Below are 18,772 nucleotides of genomic sequence, written 5' to 3'. Positions count from 1 at the left end.
CTATTTTTAACCACAAAGCTTTTTGAACCTTGTGGTTAAAATCAGGATTTTACTCCCACTTGGTTTGCTGCCCATCAGGATTTTTATCCATATATTCTTTTATCTTACGTTCTTCCCAGCCTGTACCTAAGAAAAGGTCGGTACCAAAAACACCAAAGCCGTGAAACAGTAGCCCTAATCCCCAAAAGAATGCAGTGCTAAATGTACCCCAGTGGAAAAACGGTTCGCCCGGCTCCAGTTCTACTGCTTTTACAACGAGCAATGCCACGTTAATAATGATATATACGGTAAGGTGCTTGTAAAAGCCTTTAATAGATTTTACTTTTTTACGTGCCCTTTCGAGTTTCATGTTGTCGTTAAATGAATTTTCCATGACGTTTATTTTTAACTTGTAGTGATTTGATTAATGATTAAACTCCTGTATTCTTTTTATCTTCCTTTATAAACTTTTCTATGAGCTCCTGCTCTTTCTTCTCCGGGAATATAAGCCTGTAGCCTATCAGGTAAGCCCATTGCCCTATTACCCCCATGGCGCCAAACACACCCGTAACAAATAACGAAGTTTTCCAAAATGTATCCGGCAATCCAAACCCGTTTAGCGACCCAAGGAATATAGCGGCATTAACGGTAATATAGGTAAGAATGTGCAGATAAATGCTTCGGAGGTCTTCTACCTTTTTATAGGCCGCATTCACTTTTTCTGTCTGATTATCATTCGTCTTCATTGTGTTACTTTTTATAGATATTGTTTTCCTTTTCCATAAACTCGCGTAGCTTGCGCTCTTCCCAGTCCTTACTAAAACCCGGAACTATTCCAAAAGCGCTAAAACCGTGAAACATTAACCCTGTACCCCAACCCAGTGCTGAGAACCAAAACCAGTGAAACTCCGGCACAAATGTCAGGTTAACATATATCAGTATCGGGATTATGGTGCAGTAACACACCACGTTAATGTAAAACCCTTTTATCTCCCTTACTTTTTTGCGTGCCCTTTTATAGGCATCCTGTTCGTTATAATTTTCCATAATGACGATGCTTTATTAATTTATTTAGAGTCGGAAGTGCGAGATCCTTCGACTCCGCTGCGCTCAGGATGACAAAATCGCTATCTACACTGAACACCAGGACTGAAATACTAATCTTAATAAATTACTTCCACCTGTTGTTTTTTTCCCGTTCCATAAACTCTTTTATCTTTCGGTCTTCCCAACCTGAGCCTAAAAAGGGCATATAATTAAACACGCTCATACCGTGTGCCACCACCCCTAAGCCCCAACCCAGCGCAGGGTATAAAAACCACCAGTGCCCGGGGCTTGTCATAAAGTTAAGTATGGCAAGGCCAATGATAACAACTATATAAGACAAGAGATTACCATAAAAGCCTTTAATCTCTTCCACTTTTTTCTGTGCTTTATAATAACGGGTTTCGTTTTCGGTATATACGGGTTCCATGATGGTAACTTGTTTGGTAAGCATTGGTAATTTTACGGTAAAATGTTTTTCGTCCTGTTCTATCTGCACCTTTCGGGCAGTAACAATTGCATATCGGCTGATGATGTTTTGCAGCCCAACGCCACGGCGATCCTGTAGTACCTCTTTCTTTTGGTAATCGTTTTGCACTACTAAATAACCGTTCTGTTCAAATATCCTTATGCGCAATGGCTTTTGCTGGCTTACAACATTGTGCTTTACGGTATTTTCAAGCAGCAGTTGTAGCGATAAAGGCACCACCATGGCATCATGATTGGTAAGGTTTTCCTGCACTTCATAAAACACGCTGTTTTCAAAGCGCATCTTTAAGAGGTTCATGTACGTTTTGGCGAAAGCCAGCTCCTCTGCAACACTTATCAGCTCCTTGTCTTTTTGTTCCAGTACATAACGGTACACTTTGCTGAGCGATGTAGTAAAGCGTTGTGCATTTTCAGGGTTTTCTTCAATAAGCGAACTCAGTACATTAAGGCTGTTGAACAAAAAATGCGGATCTATCTGGTTTTTCAGCGTTTCGAACTTTGCCGAAGCCGTACCCGCTATAATCTTTTGCTGCTTTACACGGTTCTCCTGATAGTTCTTGTAGAAGTAGAAGATGTGCAGCGAAAGCGTAATGACCAGCGTAATGGCAATGGCAACATAAAAATTTGAAATGCGCTCCTCGGCAAAATACTGCGATATGGTTTTGCCCTCCATCACTACATCTTCAAACATTCGCAGTAAAAAGATGATAAGCACCGACACTACAAACGATGCTACAAAGCCAATTAGTAAACGCTTTATACCTATGCGGCGGCCTCCTAAAATACGGTCGGTAAGCAAAACCACCCCGGCATTAGCCATATGCAGGGCAAGCGTATAAATCACGATGTAAAAGAGCTGTAAGAACAAACTATAGTCCAGCACTACATTATAGCCATTAACAACATTAATAAGCAGCAACACCACAAATATGATAATGCCCAGGCCCAGCGCCTTTAAAAACTCTTTTACTATACTATTCATCCGTTATTCTTACTTATGGCTTTTGCCTTTCTGCCTACTTACCACAGTCTTTAAGTGTCTGTTCGGCACGCTCTTTACCCCAGTCCGGACCAAATGGCGTTTCTGGCTTAAAGTTAGCAAAAAGTGTTACAGAACGTTCTACCTCGGCACAAATTGGTTTTGTGTCATTACCAAAGTACTTCGCAGAGCCCAGTGCATACTCTGCCTTGCCAAACACAGCACGTGGATTTTTAGAGTCGAGCAGTTGCGCTTTAGTATATAGTTCGTTAATCTTCTTGCTGTATTTCATACCATAGGTCATCGGGTCAAAAACCACCCAGGCGGTGTATATGGTAGCCTGCATAACCAGTAGCTCGGCATTATCTGCGGCAATGGCAACGGCGTTATCCTGCGCCGTTTGGGCTTTGGTAAGCAATGCAGCTATTTTTTCGCGGTCTTTTATTTTAAAGGCTTCGGTAGTATTTACAAGTGCTACATAATATTGAGGTAGCCAGTTGTCTTTTTCTACAGCGGCAATACGCTCAAACATAGCCGATGCTTCTGCAGGCTTATCTTCACCCCAAAGTGTAAAGGCTTTTTTCATGCCGGTTTCGTACTGCGACTGTGCGCTTACAAGGCTGCATACAAATAGAAAGATGGTGGTAATAATGCGTATCATAATTTCAGGTTTTAAAAGGTTGTTGTATTTTGATAAAGCAAAGGTGCACACAAAACTTCTCCTTTTAAAAAGAGTATTACCGAACTGTAGAATTAAGGGGACGAGTTGTGGTACAGAGAGCGAAACTGGCCCTGTAGAGCACGGCACAACAAGTGTGCCCAGCTCTACCCGCTTCTGTTTAATGTGTGGGCGTTTGGTGGTGGGTATGTCAATAGGGTTAAGAGTGTATTGGAGGAGTTTTGATTTTGTAATTGAAGGGGTTGTTTTTATTCTTCATTTAGCGGGAGTTTTTTCGTGGTAAAATATGATGTAGCGTATGAGCATGAAGTGGGTGGCGGGATCATGGGATATTTCGATTAAAGTGATTATTCGACAATTAATGTTAATAACTCTTTTTTCAACTATTCAATTGTTATGATATCTTAGTTAAAAATTAAGATATGCCTAAAGAAAATTTATTTAAACATATTAGAAGTGAAGATGTAATTTTATGGGCTGGCGCAGGTCTTTCATTGTATGCGGGATACCCATCCGGAACAGAATTAAAGAATATTATTTTAAACGATTTAAGTCAATCTGAGAAAACTGATATTAATGAAAATCTTCCACTAACTGATTTGACTGAAGAATATTGTAGATTAAAATTAAGTAGCAGAAATAGTTTAATAAATATTCTAAATAAAACCTTCAAGGATTATACTCCTCTCACGACTTTTTTACATGAACAAATTGCATCAATACCTCATTTTAAAACTATAGTCACAACCAACTACGATTCTTTGTTTGAAAATGCATATCATGGAAGATCTGAAAAAATTTTTCATTCTAAACACATACCTTATTTAGACAAAAATAAAGTACATATTTATAAAATTCATGGTGACCTATCAGACCCCGATAGTATTATAATAACAAAAGATGATTACAATAAGTTTTTCAAAAGTAATCTAGAAAATAATATTTTATGGACATCAGTTAAGGCATGCATCGCTAGTAAAAATATTTTATTCCTAGGGTATAATTTAGAGGATAGCAATATACAGGTCGTGTTTGATAAAATCGCAGAAGGATTATCATTAAATCGTAAGGAGGCTTTTTTTATAGCCCCTAACCTTCCACAAAGTAAGATAAATTGGTTAATACAAAAAGGAATTCACTATATAAATTTGACTGGAAAAGAATTCATTATTGAATTAATTAGTAACATCAAAGAAAACATATTTCAAGATTTTAAAAATCAAATAGTTACACCCGACACGTTTAGAAGTTTTACCACATCAAACAACCTAAAAGTAAATATTGAGAGTAGTGAATCATCTTATGCTTTAAAATCAATTTCAGGTAAGAATGGTACTTTAAAATATAACATTGATTTTTCCTTAAATGAGAACAAAAATTTAGAGAATTTTTTTTCAGGCAAGGAATTTGGCACAGTTGAAATTAATGAAGATAATCTATCAAAATTTCGTGTAACTAGTGAATCCGGAATTAAAATTCTTGACAATGATAGTGGACGATTAAAACTAAAAAGTAAGCCTACATCTATATTAAAAATTGATTTATCTTTTACTAATGGATATGAAATATTTAGTCAAGATGTAGAAGTCTATAGCTCACAACACAAGATTGAAATGAGGTTACTCTTAAATGCAGGTTTATTACTCTTAGATGCTAACCCAAAACCCGATAGTACTGAGCCTGAAATGAAAATTAAAGTTTCGTATAGATTAAATGAGAAATATACTCTAAGAGATGGTATTCAATTCTTTAAAACTTTAAGCGGAATCACTTCAGGTCAAGATGTAACAGTTCGCTTTCACGGTGGAAATTCCTTTACGAAAAGTTTATCTTTTTTTGAACCTTTTCATTTACATTCTTCTTCAATATTAAGATATTTTGAAAATCTTAAGATAATTGAACATCACCATCATTTAAATTTCCCCGAGTTTTCAATTGACAATATTACAGATGAATTTGTTGATCACATAAATTGCATAGGAGAAGTGATTAAATATGGAGAGCTTCTCTACGAGGAAGATATTGAAGTAAAATGTAGAATTACTAAATCGGAAAAAGCAATTCAAGAACTTATTAATATAAATGATGACAATAAAGCTACACCATTAATAATAGACTATATTAATTCAGAAACATTAAATATCTGCAATATAGATGTGGAAATTGGCAAACATGAGATTGAAATACTTGAACCCTATATATCAAATTTAGCAGAAGTTATAGAAAACAGGAATAGCTTGGTCATAATCAAGAGCAAAGTCAAAAAATATAAAATAAGGCTAAAAGAACCTAACTAATAATATATGTGAAACATTTGCACCACCAGACCCACTCATACCCACAATCCGCGTTCCCTTTTCCCCAAAGAAAACACCATTTTTTCGCAGGAAAAAACAAATAACCAAATCATCAAATTAACGCACCAACCCAACCTAAAAAAAGCTATCTTTGCACACTATAAATTTTTAAATTAATGATACATATTACACTGCCGGACGGTTCGGTAAAAAATTTCGACGCCGGGGTTACTCCCCTGGATGTTGCCATGAGCATTAGTGAAGGACTTGCAAGAAACGTGATTTCTGCATCTTTTAATGGTACCACAGTTGAAACGAAAACCCCACTAACCACCGACGGTTCTCTTATACTGTATACGTTTAACGATAAAGACGGCAAAAAAGCCTTTTGGCACTCTACTTCACACGTTATGGCACAGGCTCTACAGGAACTGTACCCGGGCATTAAGCTTACCATTGGCCCTGCCATTGATAACGGTTTTTACTACGATGTAGACTTTAATGGCCAGAGCATTACCGATAAAGATTTTAAAGCTATAGAAGACCGCGTGCTTGAAATAGCCCGTGGAAAATTTGAATTTACCATGCGTTCTGCTACTAAAGCCGAGGCGCTTGAATTTTATAAAGCAGAAGAAAACCCGTACAAGACCGAGCTTATCGAAAATCTTGAAGACGGTACCATTACCTTTTGCGACCACGCAACGTTTACTGACCTTTGCCGCGGTGGGCACATACCTAACACCGGCATTATAAAGGCCTTTAAAATTATGAGCGTAGCCGGTGCTTACTGGCGCGGCGACGAAAAGAACAAGCAGCTTACCCGCGTATACGGTATTTCTTTCCCTAAACAGAAAGACCTTACCGAGTACCTGGAGCTACTGGAAGAGGCCAAGCGCCGCGACCACCGTAAACTGGGTAAAGAGCTTGAACTGTTTGCCTTCTCACAAAAAGTGGGTCAGGGATTACCGCTATGGTTACCAAAAGGTGCTGCCCTGCGCGACCGTTTGGAACAGTTTTTGAAAAAAGCACAAAAGAAAGCCGGATATGAGCAGGTGGTTACACCACACATAGGGCAAAAAGAATTATACGTTACATCGGGTCACTACGCTAAGTATGGCGCAGATAGCTTCCAGCCGATACACACACCTAACGAGGGTGAGGAATTTTTGCTGAAGCCAATGAACTGCCCGCACCACTGCGAAATATACAATACCAGGCCATGGTCTTACAAAGACCTGCCGAAGCGTTATGCTGAATTTGGCACTGTATACCGTTACGAGCAAAGTGGCGAGCTACACGGGTTAACACGCGTTCGTGGGTTTACCCAGGATGATGCGCACATTTTCTGTACGCCAGATCAGCTTGACGAAGAGTTTAAAAAAGTAATCGACCTTGTACTATATGTATTCGGTTCGCTTGGTTTTGAAAACTTTAGCGCGCAGATATCGCTTCGCGACCAGGAAAACCGTGAAAAGTACATTGGCTCTGACGAAAACTGGGAGAAAGCAGAGAATGCGATTATTAACGCTGCAAGGGATAAGAACCTTAACACTGTAGTAGAATATGGCGAGGCGGCCTTTTATGGCCCTAAGCTGGACTTTATGGTTAAGGATGCCCTGGGTCGCCAGTGGCAGTTAGGAACCATACAGGTAGACTACAACCTGCCTGAGCGCTTTGATTTGACATATAAAGGTGCTGATAATGAGCTGCACAGGCCGGTAATGATTCACCGTGCGCCGTTTGGCTCTATGGAGCGCTTTATAGCGATATTACTTGAAAATACAGCCGGAAACTTCCCGCTTTGGCTAATGCCGGAGCAGGCTATCATATTGTCTTTGAGCGAGAAATATGAAAATTATGCTAAAAAAGTTTTGCAATTGCTGGAAAATCACGAAATTCGCGCCCAAATCGACAACCGAAACGAAACGATTGGCAAGAAAATACGCGAAGCAGAAGTACAAAAGCTTCCGTTTATGCTTATCGTAGGTGAGGAAGAAGAGAAAAACGGAACGATATCTGTACGCCGTCACGGCGACTCAGGCAAGTCGAACCAAACTATGACCGTTGAGGCTTTTGCCGCACTTGTGCAACAAGAGATAGACAAAACATTGAAACCATTCTAAGTATAAACTTAAAATTTTAGAGCCATAGCTATAAGAAACAACAGGGGGCCACAACCCCGCGTAGAAAAAAAAGATCCGCACAGGATCAATAACTACATTCGCGTACCCGAGGTAAGACTTGTGGGCGAGAACATTGAGCCGGGTGTTTATAAAACATCTCAGGCCATGCAGTGGGCAGAACAGCAGGAGCTTGATCTTGTGGAGATCTCTCCAAATGCTGAGCCGCCTGTGTGTAAGATCATGGACTATAAGAAATTTTTGTACGAGCAAAAAAAGCGCGACAAGATGCTTAAGGCCAAGGCTACACAAATAGTCGTTAAAGAAATACGCTTCGGCCCGCAAACCGATGAGCACGATTATGACTTTAAGCGCAAGAACGCTGAAAAGTTCCTTAAAGAAGGCTCTAAGTTAAAGGCATTCGTTTTCTTTAAAGGCCGTAGTATCATCTATAAAGAACAAGGGCAGATATTGCTGCTTAAACTTGCTACCGATCTTGAAGAGTGGGGTAAAGTTGAGGCAATGCCGGTTCTTGAAGGTAAAAGGATGATTATGTTCATCGCACCTAAAAAGAAAAAGGTATAAGTTTAGTTTTAAAGTTGAAAGTCATAAAGTTTAAATGTTGGCACTTATGTGTAGCCTGTTAACGTTATAACTTTCAACTTTAAAACATTATAACTTTATAATAAAGTAAGTAAGATAAATTATAATACAGGAAGAAAATGCCTAAAATGAAAACTAAATCCAGCGCTAAGAAGAGATTCAAGGTAACTGGTTCAGGAAAGATCAAAAGAAAGCACGCTTTCAAAAGTCACATCCTGACTAAAAAGTCTAAAAAACGTAAGTTAGCTCTTACACACGCTACTCTAGTTCACAAGACAGATGAGAAAAGCGTTCAACAGCAATTAGGCCTACGCTAAATTGCCGTTCGGTTAAAACAATTTAAAATAACCCTGGAGTATGGCTTTTAAGTTCCCGTTAATAATTTGGGGCGCCTGCTACAAAAACAATTAAAGATTATGCCAAGATCAGTAAATTCAGTTGCATCTAGGGCCCGTAGAAAAAGGGTTCTTAAGCAAGCCAAAGGTTTCTTTGGAAGACGTAAAAACGTTTGGACAGTAGCCAAAAACGCGGTAGAAAAAGCAATGGTTTATGCTTACCGTGACCGTAAACAAAAAAAGAGAAACTTCCGTGCCCTATGGATCATGCGTATCAACGCTGGTGCAAGGCTACATGGCCAGAGCTACTCTCAATTCATGGGTAATGTTAAAGCTGCAGGTATCGAGCTAAACCGTAAGGTTCTTGCTGACCTTGCTGCTAACCACCCTGAAGCGTTTACTGCAATAGTAAACCAGGTTAAGAAATAAACGATACGTCTAATCAACATATTTATCTTACTTACTCAAAACTCCTGCATTAGCGGGAGTTTTTTTTGTTTAAGCTGTTTAGATGCTAAACTTCTTAGTAGCTCAATAACTACTTTATATACATCCTCTCTTTAACTTCTTTACCGGTTGCAGTATCTTTGCCATAAAAGTCAATATACTCAACAGTAGTACCCAGCTTATTTGCCAGTAAAAACATTTTATTAAGCAGTATATTTTTGCCATTTACAGTTACAGTAGCTTCCGGTTTGCCATCTTTTTCAAGATGCACATAAATTTTTTTTGCAGGATAAGCAGCCAGCGTAAAAGAGCATGACCCCGGCTCGGTACTCACTACAGTTACACCATAAGCCATTTTTCGCTGCACGTTGCTTAATTCTTCTTTAATACCTCCCTTTGTATAAGTTAAGCGATATACTGCCACAGGATCGGCCGTATTGAGTTTTTTGCCCGTAAGGTTAGCATCATACACAAAAGTGTTATGGTTATTGCTATGCTGTATGTAAAACAAACGTGTTTTAGCATCGGGTGGCGTGGGGTAATTATGCTGTGCAAGCAAAAGGCCTGTAAACAAAATAAGCAATACTGTAAGTCTCTTTTTCATAAATAGAGGTGTAGCGGTTTTACTCAAATATAACCAACTGTTTTTAAATGAAGAAACTTTTAACTAACACTATGGTAACTTTTCCATTAGCTGTAAAACCTTACATCTGTTGAACAGCGATTGCTAGCAGGCATAATATTTGCTAACTTTACGGTTATGAAAAAAATATTTTTAGCCCTTACTTTGTTCATAGCTTTTTCTTCACTTGCGCAGGATAAGAAAATATTAGAAACCGATGCTGCCCGCTTTTATAAAAATACGGTAGATGGCAACTATGAACTGCTCATAGCCGATACTTACCCAAAGGTGTTTGATTTTATACCAAAAGACAAAATGCTTGAAAGCCTTAAGGCAATGCTTAAGGGCGATGGTTATGTAATGGATGTTGTAGACGCCCCTGCTAACTTTGAGTTTGGCGAAATAAAACATATTGCTAATGGTTATTACAGCATTGTAAAACACGACATGCTGATGAAAATGACATTTAGCGAACCCATTGGCGAAGCTGAAGCCAATGCCATGGTACAGAATTTTAAAAAAGCTATGAAAACAGAAGAGGTTACCTTTAACCCCAGGTTCAATACTTTTACGATGCGGAAGCGCGCAGATTTTATAGCTATACTTAACGAACAAACCGCCGGAAAATGGAAATTTTTAAACCGAAGCGGCGAGAAACTGATGGCTAAGGTACTGGATGAAGCGGTTCGAAAACAGCTTGGAGTTTAAAGTATATTCATACAAATACAAATCCCCTGTTGGGGATTTTTTTATACCCGTATGGTGTTAAAAAATAGTTTCAAACGGTCTTAAACGTTATATTTGTAAAAATCGACTTTCAAAAATCAGAATAACACTTTATTCATGGAATTATACTACTCCCTTTCTATACTCATTGTACTTGCCAGCTTTTTTGCCTACCTAAATGTGAGGTTTTTAAAGTTGCCATCTACCATAGGCGTTATGGTTATTGCCATGGCCGTATCTATAGTGCTGGTCGCATTTGGTAACATTTTCCCTACTACCCTACACAGGCTTACCAGTCTTATAAAAGAATTTGATTTTACTGAACTGCTTATGGGTGCTATGCTAAACTTTCTGCTCTTTGCGGGAGCCATCCATATTAATATAAAAGACCTGCGCGAGCAGCGCGGCCCTATAGTAGTGTTCTCTACCCTAAGTGTAGTAATATCAACGTTTGTAGTAGGTACACTTATTTATTTTATCCCTATAAAAGACCTCGAAATACCTTACATCTACTGTTTATTGTTTGGGGCACTCATCTCCCCTACAGATCCCGTTGCTGTACTCAGTATCCTGAAACAGGCTAAAGTGCGTAAATCGCTCGAAACAAAAATTGCGGGAGAATCGTTATTTAACGATGGTGTAGCAGTTGTGGTGTTTGCTGTAATATTGGAGCTCGCCCAAGGCAATACAGAAGACCTTACTGCACTTAATGTTATATGGTTACTTATAAAAGAAGCCGGAGGTGCATTTATACTGGGTCTGGCGCTGGGTATTACCGCATCGCGTGCTATGCGCAAGGTAGATGATTATAAAGTATCTGTACTTATAACGCTTTCTGTAGTAATGGGCGGTTACCTTATTGCAAGAGGGCTTCATATCTCAGGACCGCTTACCATGGTTTTTGCAGGTATCATGATAGGTAACCTGCGCAAACGTTTTGCCATGAGCACAACCACTAAAGATTATCTTGATAAATTCTGGGAACTTAATGATGAAATATTAAACGCCATACTTTTCCTTTTCATAGGGCTTAACCTATTAATGATAAAAGACCTTAATGACTACTGGGTTCCTGGCCTTGCTGCGGTGGTACTGGTTTTATTTGCACGTTTCTTTTCTATTTGGCTGCCTACAAAAATCATCCCTTTTAGAGAAAAATTCAGCAAAGGCACCATCAAAATACTGGTGTGGGGCGGGCTTCGTGGCGGTGTTTCTATTGCACTTGCACTCTCTATGGATGACAACCCTTACAAGAACACACTAATAGCCATAACCTACTTTGTAGTTGTATTCTCTATTATAGTACAGGGCCTTACTATTGGTAAATTTGCACAAAAGGTTCTGGCAAAAGAGGCTGGCAAGACTTTGCTTCCACAAAACACTGTAACAAATTCTGCTAAAGAATAGCCTGATAAAAATTTGGGGGCAATACCTCCTTTATAGCAACTATAAACCAAGTATAAATATTATCTTTTAGCAGTTTAGCTGCCTCAATTTTATTGTTTTATGAAATACGCATTTTCATTTATTTTAATAATATTTGTTAACTATTGGTCTTTTTGTCAAACCCCTATGATAAAGCAAATTTTAAGCCATGAAAAAGCATTAGTAAAAGACACTATTTTTAAGTTAAGTACAGCTAACAATGTATCGGTTGATATACCCGTAACACTTATCAGCGGTTTAAAACCGGGAGCTACGTTTACTATAATTGCAGGAATTCATGGCATGGAATATCCTACCATAATGTCGCTCATAGAATTTAAAAAAGAGATAGACCCTAAAAAACTAAGTGGCAACCTGGTTATAATACCCATTGTAAATGTTGAATCGTTTTACAAAAGAACACCTTTTATAAATCCATTAGACGGGCTTAACCTAAACAGGGTGTTTCCCGGTAATGCTAAGGGTAGTATTACCGAAGTAATGGCCGACTTTTTTACCACGCAGGTTTTTCCTGTTACAGATGTGTTGCTGGATATGCACGGCGGCGATGTAAGCGAAGACCTTATACCTTTTATATGTTATTACAACAACAAGGAGTTAAAAAAACAAACTGAATTGTCAGCCCGCCTTAGTCAAATAAGTGGCTTTGACACTATTGTGTCTTATTCATATATACTACCTGCTGATAAGCCTGCACAATATGCCTTTAAACAGGCAGTAAGACAAGGCATAACCGCATTAAGCATAGAAATAGGAAAACTAGGCAGCTGGAAACAGGCAGAAGTGGTAGCCACAAAACAGGCGATATACCGCATGATGGCAGAACTGAAAATGTATGAAAATAAAAATGTAAAACCTGCCACTCCTCCCAGGATAATGTATGACAAACAGGTATATGTAGCTGTACCTGACCAGGGTATTTTTTACAGCAGCCTTAAAGCGGGCGATACCGTAATTAAAGACACTGAGATTGGTTTTATTACTGATATTTTTGGAAACAGAATAAAAACCATCATAGCACCGGAGTCTGGCGTAGTTTTGTATAAAATAGGTACGCCACCTGTAAATGTAGGCGAAACCCTCTTTTGCATAGCAATTAATAGCGAAGCAAAATAAGATCTCCCCTTACGCACAATTAAAAACGAAACTTTATCAAAGCCTGTTAACGGTTTCATAAGGTACAAGGCAAGAATACCACTCAATCAGTTACTTACAAGCTTATTTATAAACAATCCATTTACAAATAGCTCAAATACAGTTATTTAGAATTTCTCTAACATTTATTCTGCTTAAATTTGTATGTATAATTAAATCATGAAAGTTTAACCTCAAAAAATAAATGTTATGGATATCAAGTTAGCTAATTGCTGTGGTAACTGCGACCACCACCTAAAAGGACAATTATGTAATGTACACGAAATAGTTACTGCAGAGACACAGGCCTGCCAGGCTTATGAATTTCGTGCAGTACTAAGCAGAGAATCTGATTGTTTAAAATGTGCAAAATTCCAGACAGAGCACTGCGCACATCCTAACAAGGCAAGCGAAGGCATGATGTGTACTGTTTTCTATCCAAGGATAGTGGCATAAGCATTACGATAAGGATACTAAAATAAATTTAGTTGTAATACAAAAGGCCGTTTCATAAATAGATGAGACGGCCTTTTTGTATTTATACACCTTTAAAGGCAAACCATTAACAATACATTGTATTGGTTTTAAGAACAATATAAATCTGGTTGCGTAATTTTACTAAACATAAAGGATTAACAGGCACTACCTGCCAAAACGAAGACGACGGGTAGACAGCCTGCCGGGGAGGCTGTAACGGGCGCTGCACTTTCCACCCGTTCGTGCAGGGCATTTAACTAACGTCGGCGTACACCTTGTGCGGAAACCGATCAGCAACACGGCAGGATGGCAGGGAGGTACAGAGCCTAAAATCCTGAGCTGTTATTATTAACAGCAAACTAATAGATAAAGCTGTAAGGGTAATTGCCCTTGCAGCTTTTCTTGTTTTATGATGCACAGTTAACGCAATAGAGCAAAATGGCCTTTTACTACCTGCCCGGTATCCAGATGTAGTATAAACCAGTAATCATCTGCAGGCAGGGATTTGCCTTTTAATGTACCGTTCCACCCCGCAGAACGGTGCCCAAAACTTGTAAGCAATTTGCCATAACGATCAAAAATAATGACATAACTACCCGGCCGTTGTGTAAGATAGGCTATTCGCCATAAGTCATTCTCGCCATCATTGTTTGGGGTAAAGAATTTGGGATAGTTTAGAATAAAAAAGTTTCTAGACTCTATTACACCGCATTCATCCAGAGGCTTGATATAAAATATGTGAGGACCTTCGGTTAATCCGTTGAAATTAATTGATGGACTAAAGCTATCATTGTCTACAGCATAAACATACTTTTCGGGCTCAGTAATAATTACTTCTACACTGGTATCGTCTCCTGAAAAATCTCTAATGTTTAAAGTGTATTCAATTTTTGGAATTTCAGGAACATTTAGAGTAAAGCTTGTTACATCATACATATAGCATGTTCCTGTACCGCTAAGGCGCGCCCAGATGGTCTGGCTGCGTGTTGTGTTTTGGTATAGATTCGGCAAAGCGTTATTACCTGTTTTTGCATCCTGCTCTGTAAGATGATAACTAACCGGCAGGGCTGTACCATTTTGTATAAGTGAGTTGTTTACAGAAAGATCAAAGGTTTGTGTGCCATTACCATTAGTATCGCATAAAAATAAATCCCCGGGAGTACCTGCCGCTACAGTATTTGTTATTACCAATGACATCCTGTCAATCCAAACGCAACCGGTAATGGGGTGTTCTATTCTTACATATATACCATCAAGCATTGGTAGGCTAAGATAATGCCCGGGATTAGTTATAACATTATGATTTAGCCATGCATCATTACTACTTTTAAAATATGAGATATTTATACGCTCTGTTGTACTGATAATATTTTCAAACTCCATGAGGTTAAAATAAGTAGCAATGTCATTTACACCATCATCATCGCATTTTTCAATAAAAAAATAATCGTGGTGCATCCTGGTGTAAGGAGGGTTTTCTTTAAGTTTAGCCGTTCCAGTCAATATTAGTTGAAACCTCTCAGATACTTTATCCTGATTTACAGCGAGGTAATAAGTTTGCCCCGCCTGTACGTTTACAGGGCTTACAAACCCGTTACCTTCACCAGGGTTTTCAAAAAGGTCTGTTTCAAACCTGGAGATTCCGGTTATATTCTCGCTGCCTCCTAGCGATGCACGTCGCTCTGTTGTAGAGCATCTTATGGCACTACCTAAATTGCTACAGGACGTTGCCGGTCCAAAGAGCCAGAAATCATAATCTACAGCTTTAGTATCAAGAGGAAAAATGTAGAAATCAAGGGTACCGGGGCTTTCAATAGTAAACCTGAACCATATACTGTTCTCCTCCTTCCCCTGGCATACATTACCACTATTAAGTTCCTGCACACCCGGCCCACCCAGATAATTTACTATTCCAAATGTATCATAACATACTGCCATGGCATCTATACAATCATTTTGCGCATAGGTGCTGCCAGAAAAAAACAATAGTAGTATGCTGCATAAAATACTTTTCATAAACAGCTGATTATAAGTGTGTGTTTCACACCAAATATAACCTTTTTTATAATATGCTATATCGTTTTCCTTATTTTCGATGCTTATGCTTTATGGCGTGATTTTTGCTCGATTATACGTACCAATAATTACGTATCTTTACGTTTTGCCAATACCTTTTTTGTATGAAACAAACCTTACACTTTACCACACTTCTTTTATTGATAACAGTGGCTTCTTTCAGCCAAAATAAAAAGCTTAAAACCCGCCATATCATTAATCCTTGTAATAATGAAGAGGTTACCTACAGTTACGACAAAAAAGGCCTGCTTACCGAAGAGGTAAGTAAGATGAAAGCCTTTAACGGGCACATGGTTGTAAACCGTACACTCTACAAATATGATAAAGACAAAGTAGCGGCTGTACAATATATTTGTAATGACACCCTGGTAAGTGAAGAACTTAGCGAATATATAGGTAATGACCTGGTACATTACCGTAAGACTGTAAAAGGTAAATTACAGGTTGACGAAGCTTATACTTACAAAAAAGGTCAGGTGCTTAGTGTTATTTCTACAACGCCATCGGGTATTGCGGTACAAAAAATGAAGTACGATAATGCTCATAAAACCAAAGAAACATCAACATCTGTAGGAGCTACGGTTACTGTGCTCGAAAAAGAATTTACAGAGGGTAACATGAAAAGAGTAGAACAATACACACCTCCTTTTACGGGTGAACCACAATCGGTAAAAATTTACGTATATGATTATGATGGCAATGTAATAGACGACCGCACCATGATAAAAGGCCAGGAAACCAGCCGTATAGTGAGCCGTTTTGAAAATAATATACCTGCCAGTAAAAAGGAATTTGCTTATGGCGAACCCATATTTGAAATGCTGTATGACGAATATGGCAACCCGCTGCGCGAACAAAAATTTGATACTAAAGAAATTTTTATTTACGACAGTAAGTTCACTCCCAGCCACCATCTTAAAGAGGTTAAGATTTTAAAAGACGACAAAGTACAGTGCATTAAAACATACGAAAATGAGTATTGGGACTAACCTTGGCCTGACCAATCCTATTATTATTGATTATCCTGAAACAAAGCTTATTGGCATACGCCAGAATATGAGTTTTGCCCAAAATACCACTTATAAGCTATGGGCGGGTTTTATGCCGCGTAAAAGAGAGATAACTAATGCAACTTCTAACGAGCGATTTTCATTACAAAATTATACTGAGAGCTTCTTTGAAAATTTCAGTCCCATAGTTTCTTTTGAAAAGTGGGCAGCTGTGGCAGTAAATGATTTTGAGTCAATACCTGATGGTATGGAAACGTATACAATTCCTGCCGGAAAATATGCTGTATTTCATTATACGGGGAACTCCAAAAATGCAACGGAAGTATTCAGGTATATTTTGGCAGAATGGCTGCCTCAGTTTGGCTACAGTTTAGATACCCGCCCACACTTTGAAATATTGGGTGATAAATATAGAAATGGGGATGACGATAGCGAAGAGGATATTTATATTCCGGTAAAATAGCTATCCGTTTTCGGATATTGCTATCAAAAGTTATAAGTATAGCCATCGCGAGGAACGAAGCGATCTAATCATACAACCAACTGTTTACAGATTGGATGGCATTATGATAGATTACCAATAAAAGATGGCTTCTTTCCTCGGCATGACAGTTTTAGAAAAGCAGGGTCTTATTAATCTTCAAGACTATCATTTACCTGGCTTTCCAGCTCCTCAATGTTTTCATAACTTTCTAAGGTTATCGTTTTTCCTGTGCTCTTCAGCTCTTCAATAATCTGGATTATTATTGCCAAAGGTTCTGTTTCTGTACCAAACATATTACTGTCAAAATCAGTACCTGCCAGTAACTCATCATTATGCATGCCTATACACCAGTTTTCAATAAAATCTGCCAGTGGTATTTCTGCAATATTAAATGTGCTCCAGTCTTCTTTTATACAGTCATTGGCATACGCTTTTTCAGACCAAAAGCAAATTACTTCTACAGGCTCGCCGTCTTCATTCTCATATTCATTTGAATATGAAGTAGCAAATCCCTCCTCATTTTCTAAACCGTAAACAATACCGGTTTCGCATATTGTCTTAATAAATTTTTCTTGTTTTAGCTGTACGTCAGCAGTATCTTTCAACATAGTATAGGGTTTATTATTTGTCTGTTATCTGTTATCTATTTTTTACCGTCTTTCCCCGAAAAATATGCTTCCAGCAACTGCTGTGCAGCGGCAAAAGGAGAGAGCAGGTTTTGTTGTACAAGCAGTTTATTTTCATCTAACAAGGCTGCAATACCAGATTGGGAGTAAAAATCCGTCTTTAGCTGCTCATTTATAGTTTCGGTAAGCCAGTACGCATTTTGCTCACGCCTGTGGGTATTAAAATAATCACTTGCTTTAGTATCTTCAAAATAGTCACTCACTTCTTTCCATACATCAGCTATGCCTTCATGGTTCAGCGCACTACAGGTAGTAACCTTTGGCAGCCACCCTGACGCCTTAGCCGGAAAAAGGTGCAACGCACGGTTATATTCAGTCTTTGCCAGGCGGGCACGTTTAAGGTTATCGCCGTCGGCTTTGTTTATTACAATTAAGTCGGCCATTTCCATAATACCGCGCTTTATGCCCTGTAGCTCATCTCCGGCACCTGCAATTTGCAGCAGCAGGAAAAAATCGACCATACTGTGCACTGCGGTTTCGCTCTGCCCCACCCCTACAGTCTCTATAATAATGGTATCAAAACCACAGGCTTCGCATAAAATAATGGCTTCACGGGTTTTGCGCGCCACACCGCCTAATGTATCTCCCGATGCAGAGGGGCGTATATAAGCATTTTCATCCTTAACCAATTCTTCCATACGGGTTTTGTCGCCCAGTATGCTACCGTGCGAAAGCGAACTACTGGGGTCTACCGCCAGTACAGCAACCTTTTTACCCTGTGCCGTAAGGTGCTTGCCAAAAGCCTCTATAAACGTACTCTTGCCCACACCGGGTACACCGGTAATACCTATACGAACCGATTTATCTGCATAAGGAAGGCATTGGCTAATTACAGCATTAGCTTTTTCAAGATGTTTAGGGTTTTTACTCTCAATAAGTGTTATGGCACGGCTAAGCGCAGTTTTATTTCTTGCAAGTATACCTGCAACAAGTTCTTGTGCCGTAGGCTGCCTGCGCCGCATTTGCGTAACGTGCGCCGCAGCCTGGGGGCTTAAGGCCTCCGGCTGGCTGATGCCGTTAATTTCGTTTAGGGCGCTGTTATGGGGCAGTTGCGGTTCGTGCACAATAGAAAGTATTGGAAGTGTAAAAGTACGGCAAAAGAGGGAGAGTCGCAAAGTTTCGAAGCTTCAGAGTAACAA

Annotated in this window: 20 protein-coding genes; 11 read left to right on the top strand and 9 right to left on the bottom strand. The window is 39.0% G+C overall.

The annotated features are described in order from the left end of the window. Nucleotides 1–49 precede the first annotated feature (49 nt). From DYH63_RS02495 to DYH63_RS02475, 5 genes are all read right to left on the bottom strand, one after another. On the bottom strand, nucleotides 50–373 hold the full coding sequence (locus DYH63_RS02495; protein WP_116787293.1) for a 2TM domain-containing protein: 324 nt from the start codon (nucleotides 371–373) through the stop codon (nucleotides 50–52). 37 nt (nucleotides 374–410) lie between these two features. After that, a complete protein-coding gene (locus DYH63_RS02490; RefSeq protein ID WP_116787292.1) occupies nucleotides 411–725 on the bottom strand; it encodes a 2TM domain-containing protein in 315 nt (104 codons plus the stop codon). Nucleotides 726–729: 4 nt separating this feature from the next. After that, nucleotides 730–1,026 carry a 2TM domain-containing protein gene (locus tag DYH63_RS02485; RefSeq protein WP_116787291.1) on the bottom strand — a complete coding sequence of 99 codons (297 nt, stop codon included), beginning with the start codon at nucleotides 1,024–1,026 and terminating at the stop codon, nucleotides 730–732. A gap of 124 nt (nucleotides 1,027–1,150) precedes the next feature. After that, nucleotides 1,151–2,494 carry a 2TM domain-containing protein gene (locus DYH63_RS02480; RefSeq protein ID WP_116787290.1) on the bottom strand — a complete coding sequence of 448 codons (1,344 nt, stop codon included), beginning with the start codon at nucleotides 2,492–2,494 and terminating at the stop codon, nucleotides 1,151–1,153. 34 nt (nucleotides 2,495–2,528) lie between these two features. Beyond that, nucleotides 2,529–3,152 (bottom strand): hypothetical protein, encoded by a 624-nt coding sequence (locus DYH63_RS02475; protein WP_116787289.1) that lies wholly within the window; start codon nucleotides 3,150–3,152, stop codon nucleotides 2,529–2,531. Between the two features lie 440 nt (nucleotides 3,153–3,592). Between DYH63_RS02475 and DYH63_RS02470 the strand changes: the two genes are divergently transcribed. From DYH63_RS02470 to rplT, 5 genes are all read left to right on the top strand, one after another. After that, the gene (locus DYH63_RS02470; RefSeq protein WP_116787288.1) at nucleotides 3,593–5,467 is read left to right on the top strand and encodes an SIR2 family NAD-dependent protein deacylase; all 1,875 of its coding nucleotides are present in this window, start codon (nucleotides 3,593–3,595) and stop codon (nucleotides 5,465–5,467) included. A 176-nt stretch (nucleotides 5,468–5,643) separates the two neighbouring features. Next, complete coding sequence (thrS, locus tag DYH63_RS02465; protein WP_116787287.1) at nucleotides 5,644–7,590, top strand: threonine--tRNA ligase; 1,947 nt, start codon at nucleotides 5,644–5,646, stop codon at nucleotides 7,588–7,590. A 24-nt stretch (nucleotides 7,591–7,614) separates the two neighbouring features. Then, complete coding sequence (gene infC / locus DYH63_RS02460; RefSeq protein ID WP_439952037.1) at nucleotides 7,615–8,172, top strand: translation initiation factor IF-3; 558 nt, start codon at nucleotides 7,615–7,617, stop codon at nucleotides 8,170–8,172. Nucleotides 8,173–8,309: 137 nt separating this feature from the next. Then, the gene (gene rpmI, locus DYH63_RS02455) at nucleotides 8,310–8,507 is read left to right on the top strand and encodes a 50S ribosomal protein L35 (protein ID WP_116787285.1); all 198 of its coding nucleotides are present in this window, start codon (nucleotides 8,310–8,312) and stop codon (nucleotides 8,505–8,507) included. 99 nt (nucleotides 8,508–8,606) lie between these two features. Then, entirely contained in the window at nucleotides 8,607–8,954 is a 348-nt protein-coding gene (gene rplT / locus DYH63_RS02450) for a 50S ribosomal protein L20 (RefSeq protein ID WP_116787284.1), read from the top strand. 109 nt (nucleotides 8,955–9,063) lie between these two features. On the opposite strand, the gene DYH63_RS02445 is transcribed toward rplT, so the two are convergent. Continuing rightward, the gene (locus DYH63_RS02445) at nucleotides 9,064–9,576 is read right to left on the bottom strand and encodes a DUF4833 domain-containing protein (RefSeq protein ID WP_116787283.1); all 513 of its coding nucleotides are present in this window, start codon (nucleotides 9,574–9,576) and stop codon (nucleotides 9,064–9,066) included. 156 nt (nucleotides 9,577–9,732) lie between these two features. Here DYH63_RS02445 and DYH63_RS02440 point away from each other — a divergent pair, with 156 nt between their 5' ends. The 4 genes from DYH63_RS02440 (at nucleotide 9,733) to DYH63_RS21215 (ending at nucleotide 13,356) form a co-directional block, all read left to right on the top strand. Then, nucleotides 9,733–10,302, top strand: coding sequence for a hypothetical protein (locus DYH63_RS02440; protein WP_116787282.1), 570 nt, complete (start codon nucleotides 9,733–9,735; stop codon nucleotides 10,300–10,302). A gap of 135 nt (nucleotides 10,303–10,437) precedes the next feature. Continuing rightward, complete coding sequence (locus DYH63_RS02435; protein ID WP_116787281.1) at nucleotides 10,438–11,727, top strand: cation:proton antiporter; 1,290 nt, start codon at nucleotides 10,438–10,440, stop codon at nucleotides 11,725–11,727. A 165-nt stretch (nucleotides 11,728–11,892) separates the two neighbouring features. Further along, nucleotides 11,893–12,882 carry a succinylglutamate desuccinylase/aspartoacylase family protein gene (locus DYH63_RS02430; protein WP_162926901.1) on the top strand — a complete coding sequence of 330 codons (990 nt, stop codon included), beginning with the start codon at nucleotides 11,893–11,895 and terminating at the stop codon, nucleotides 12,880–12,882. Nucleotides 12,883–13,110: 228 nt separating this feature from the next. Further along, complete coding sequence (locus tag DYH63_RS21215) at nucleotides 13,111–13,356, top strand: hypothetical protein (protein ID WP_162926900.1); 246 nt, start codon at nucleotides 13,111–13,113, stop codon at nucleotides 13,354–13,356. Nucleotides 13,357–13,797: 441 nt separating this feature from the next. Here DYH63_RS21215 and DYH63_RS02425 read toward each other — a convergent pair whose 3' ends face one another. Then, nucleotides 13,798–15,393, bottom strand: a complete 1,596-nt coding sequence (locus DYH63_RS02425; RefSeq protein WP_116787279.1) for a T9SS type B sorting domain-containing protein — start codon at nucleotides 15,391–15,393, stop codon at nucleotides 13,798–13,800. Between the two features lie 164 nt (nucleotides 15,394–15,557). On the opposite strand from DYH63_RS02425, the gene DYH63_RS02420 reads away from it, so the two are divergent. Then, nucleotides 15,558–16,442, top strand: a complete 885-nt coding sequence (locus DYH63_RS02420) for a hypothetical protein (protein WP_116787278.1) — start codon at nucleotides 15,558–15,560, stop codon at nucleotides 16,440–16,442. Beyond that, nucleotides 16,426–16,926 (top strand): GyrI-like domain-containing protein, encoded by a 501-nt coding sequence (locus tag DYH63_RS02415; RefSeq protein WP_116787277.1) that lies wholly within the window; start codon nucleotides 16,426–16,428, stop codon nucleotides 16,924–16,926. Before DYH63_RS02420 ends, DYH63_RS02415 begins: the two co-directional genes overlap by 17 nt. Before the next feature lie 170 nt (nucleotides 16,927–17,096). Here DYH63_RS02415 and DYH63_RS02410 read toward each other — a convergent pair whose 3' ends face one another. Both DYH63_RS02410 and meaB read right to left on the bottom strand, forming a co-directional pair. Continuing rightward, entirely contained in the window at nucleotides 17,097–17,555 is a 459-nt protein-coding gene (locus tag DYH63_RS02410; protein ID WP_116787276.1) for a DUF2750 domain-containing protein, read from the bottom strand. A 35-nt stretch (nucleotides 17,556–17,590) separates the two neighbouring features. Next, nucleotides 17,591–18,697, bottom strand: a complete 1,107-nt coding sequence (gene meaB / locus DYH63_RS02405; protein WP_240409053.1) for a methylmalonyl Co-A mutase-associated GTPase MeaB — start codon at nucleotides 18,695–18,697, stop codon at nucleotides 17,591–17,593. Nucleotides 18,698–18,772 lie beyond the last annotated feature (75 nt).

The organism is Flavobacterium psychrotrophum (assembly GCF_003403075.1).
In the GTDB taxonomy this organism is placed as follows: Bacteria; Bacteroidota; Bacteroidia; order Flavobacteriales; family Flavobacteriaceae; genus Flavobacterium; species Flavobacterium psychrotrophum.
Note: the sequence above shows the minus strand (reverse complement) of the source record. Positions and strands in the feature narration are given on the sequence as shown.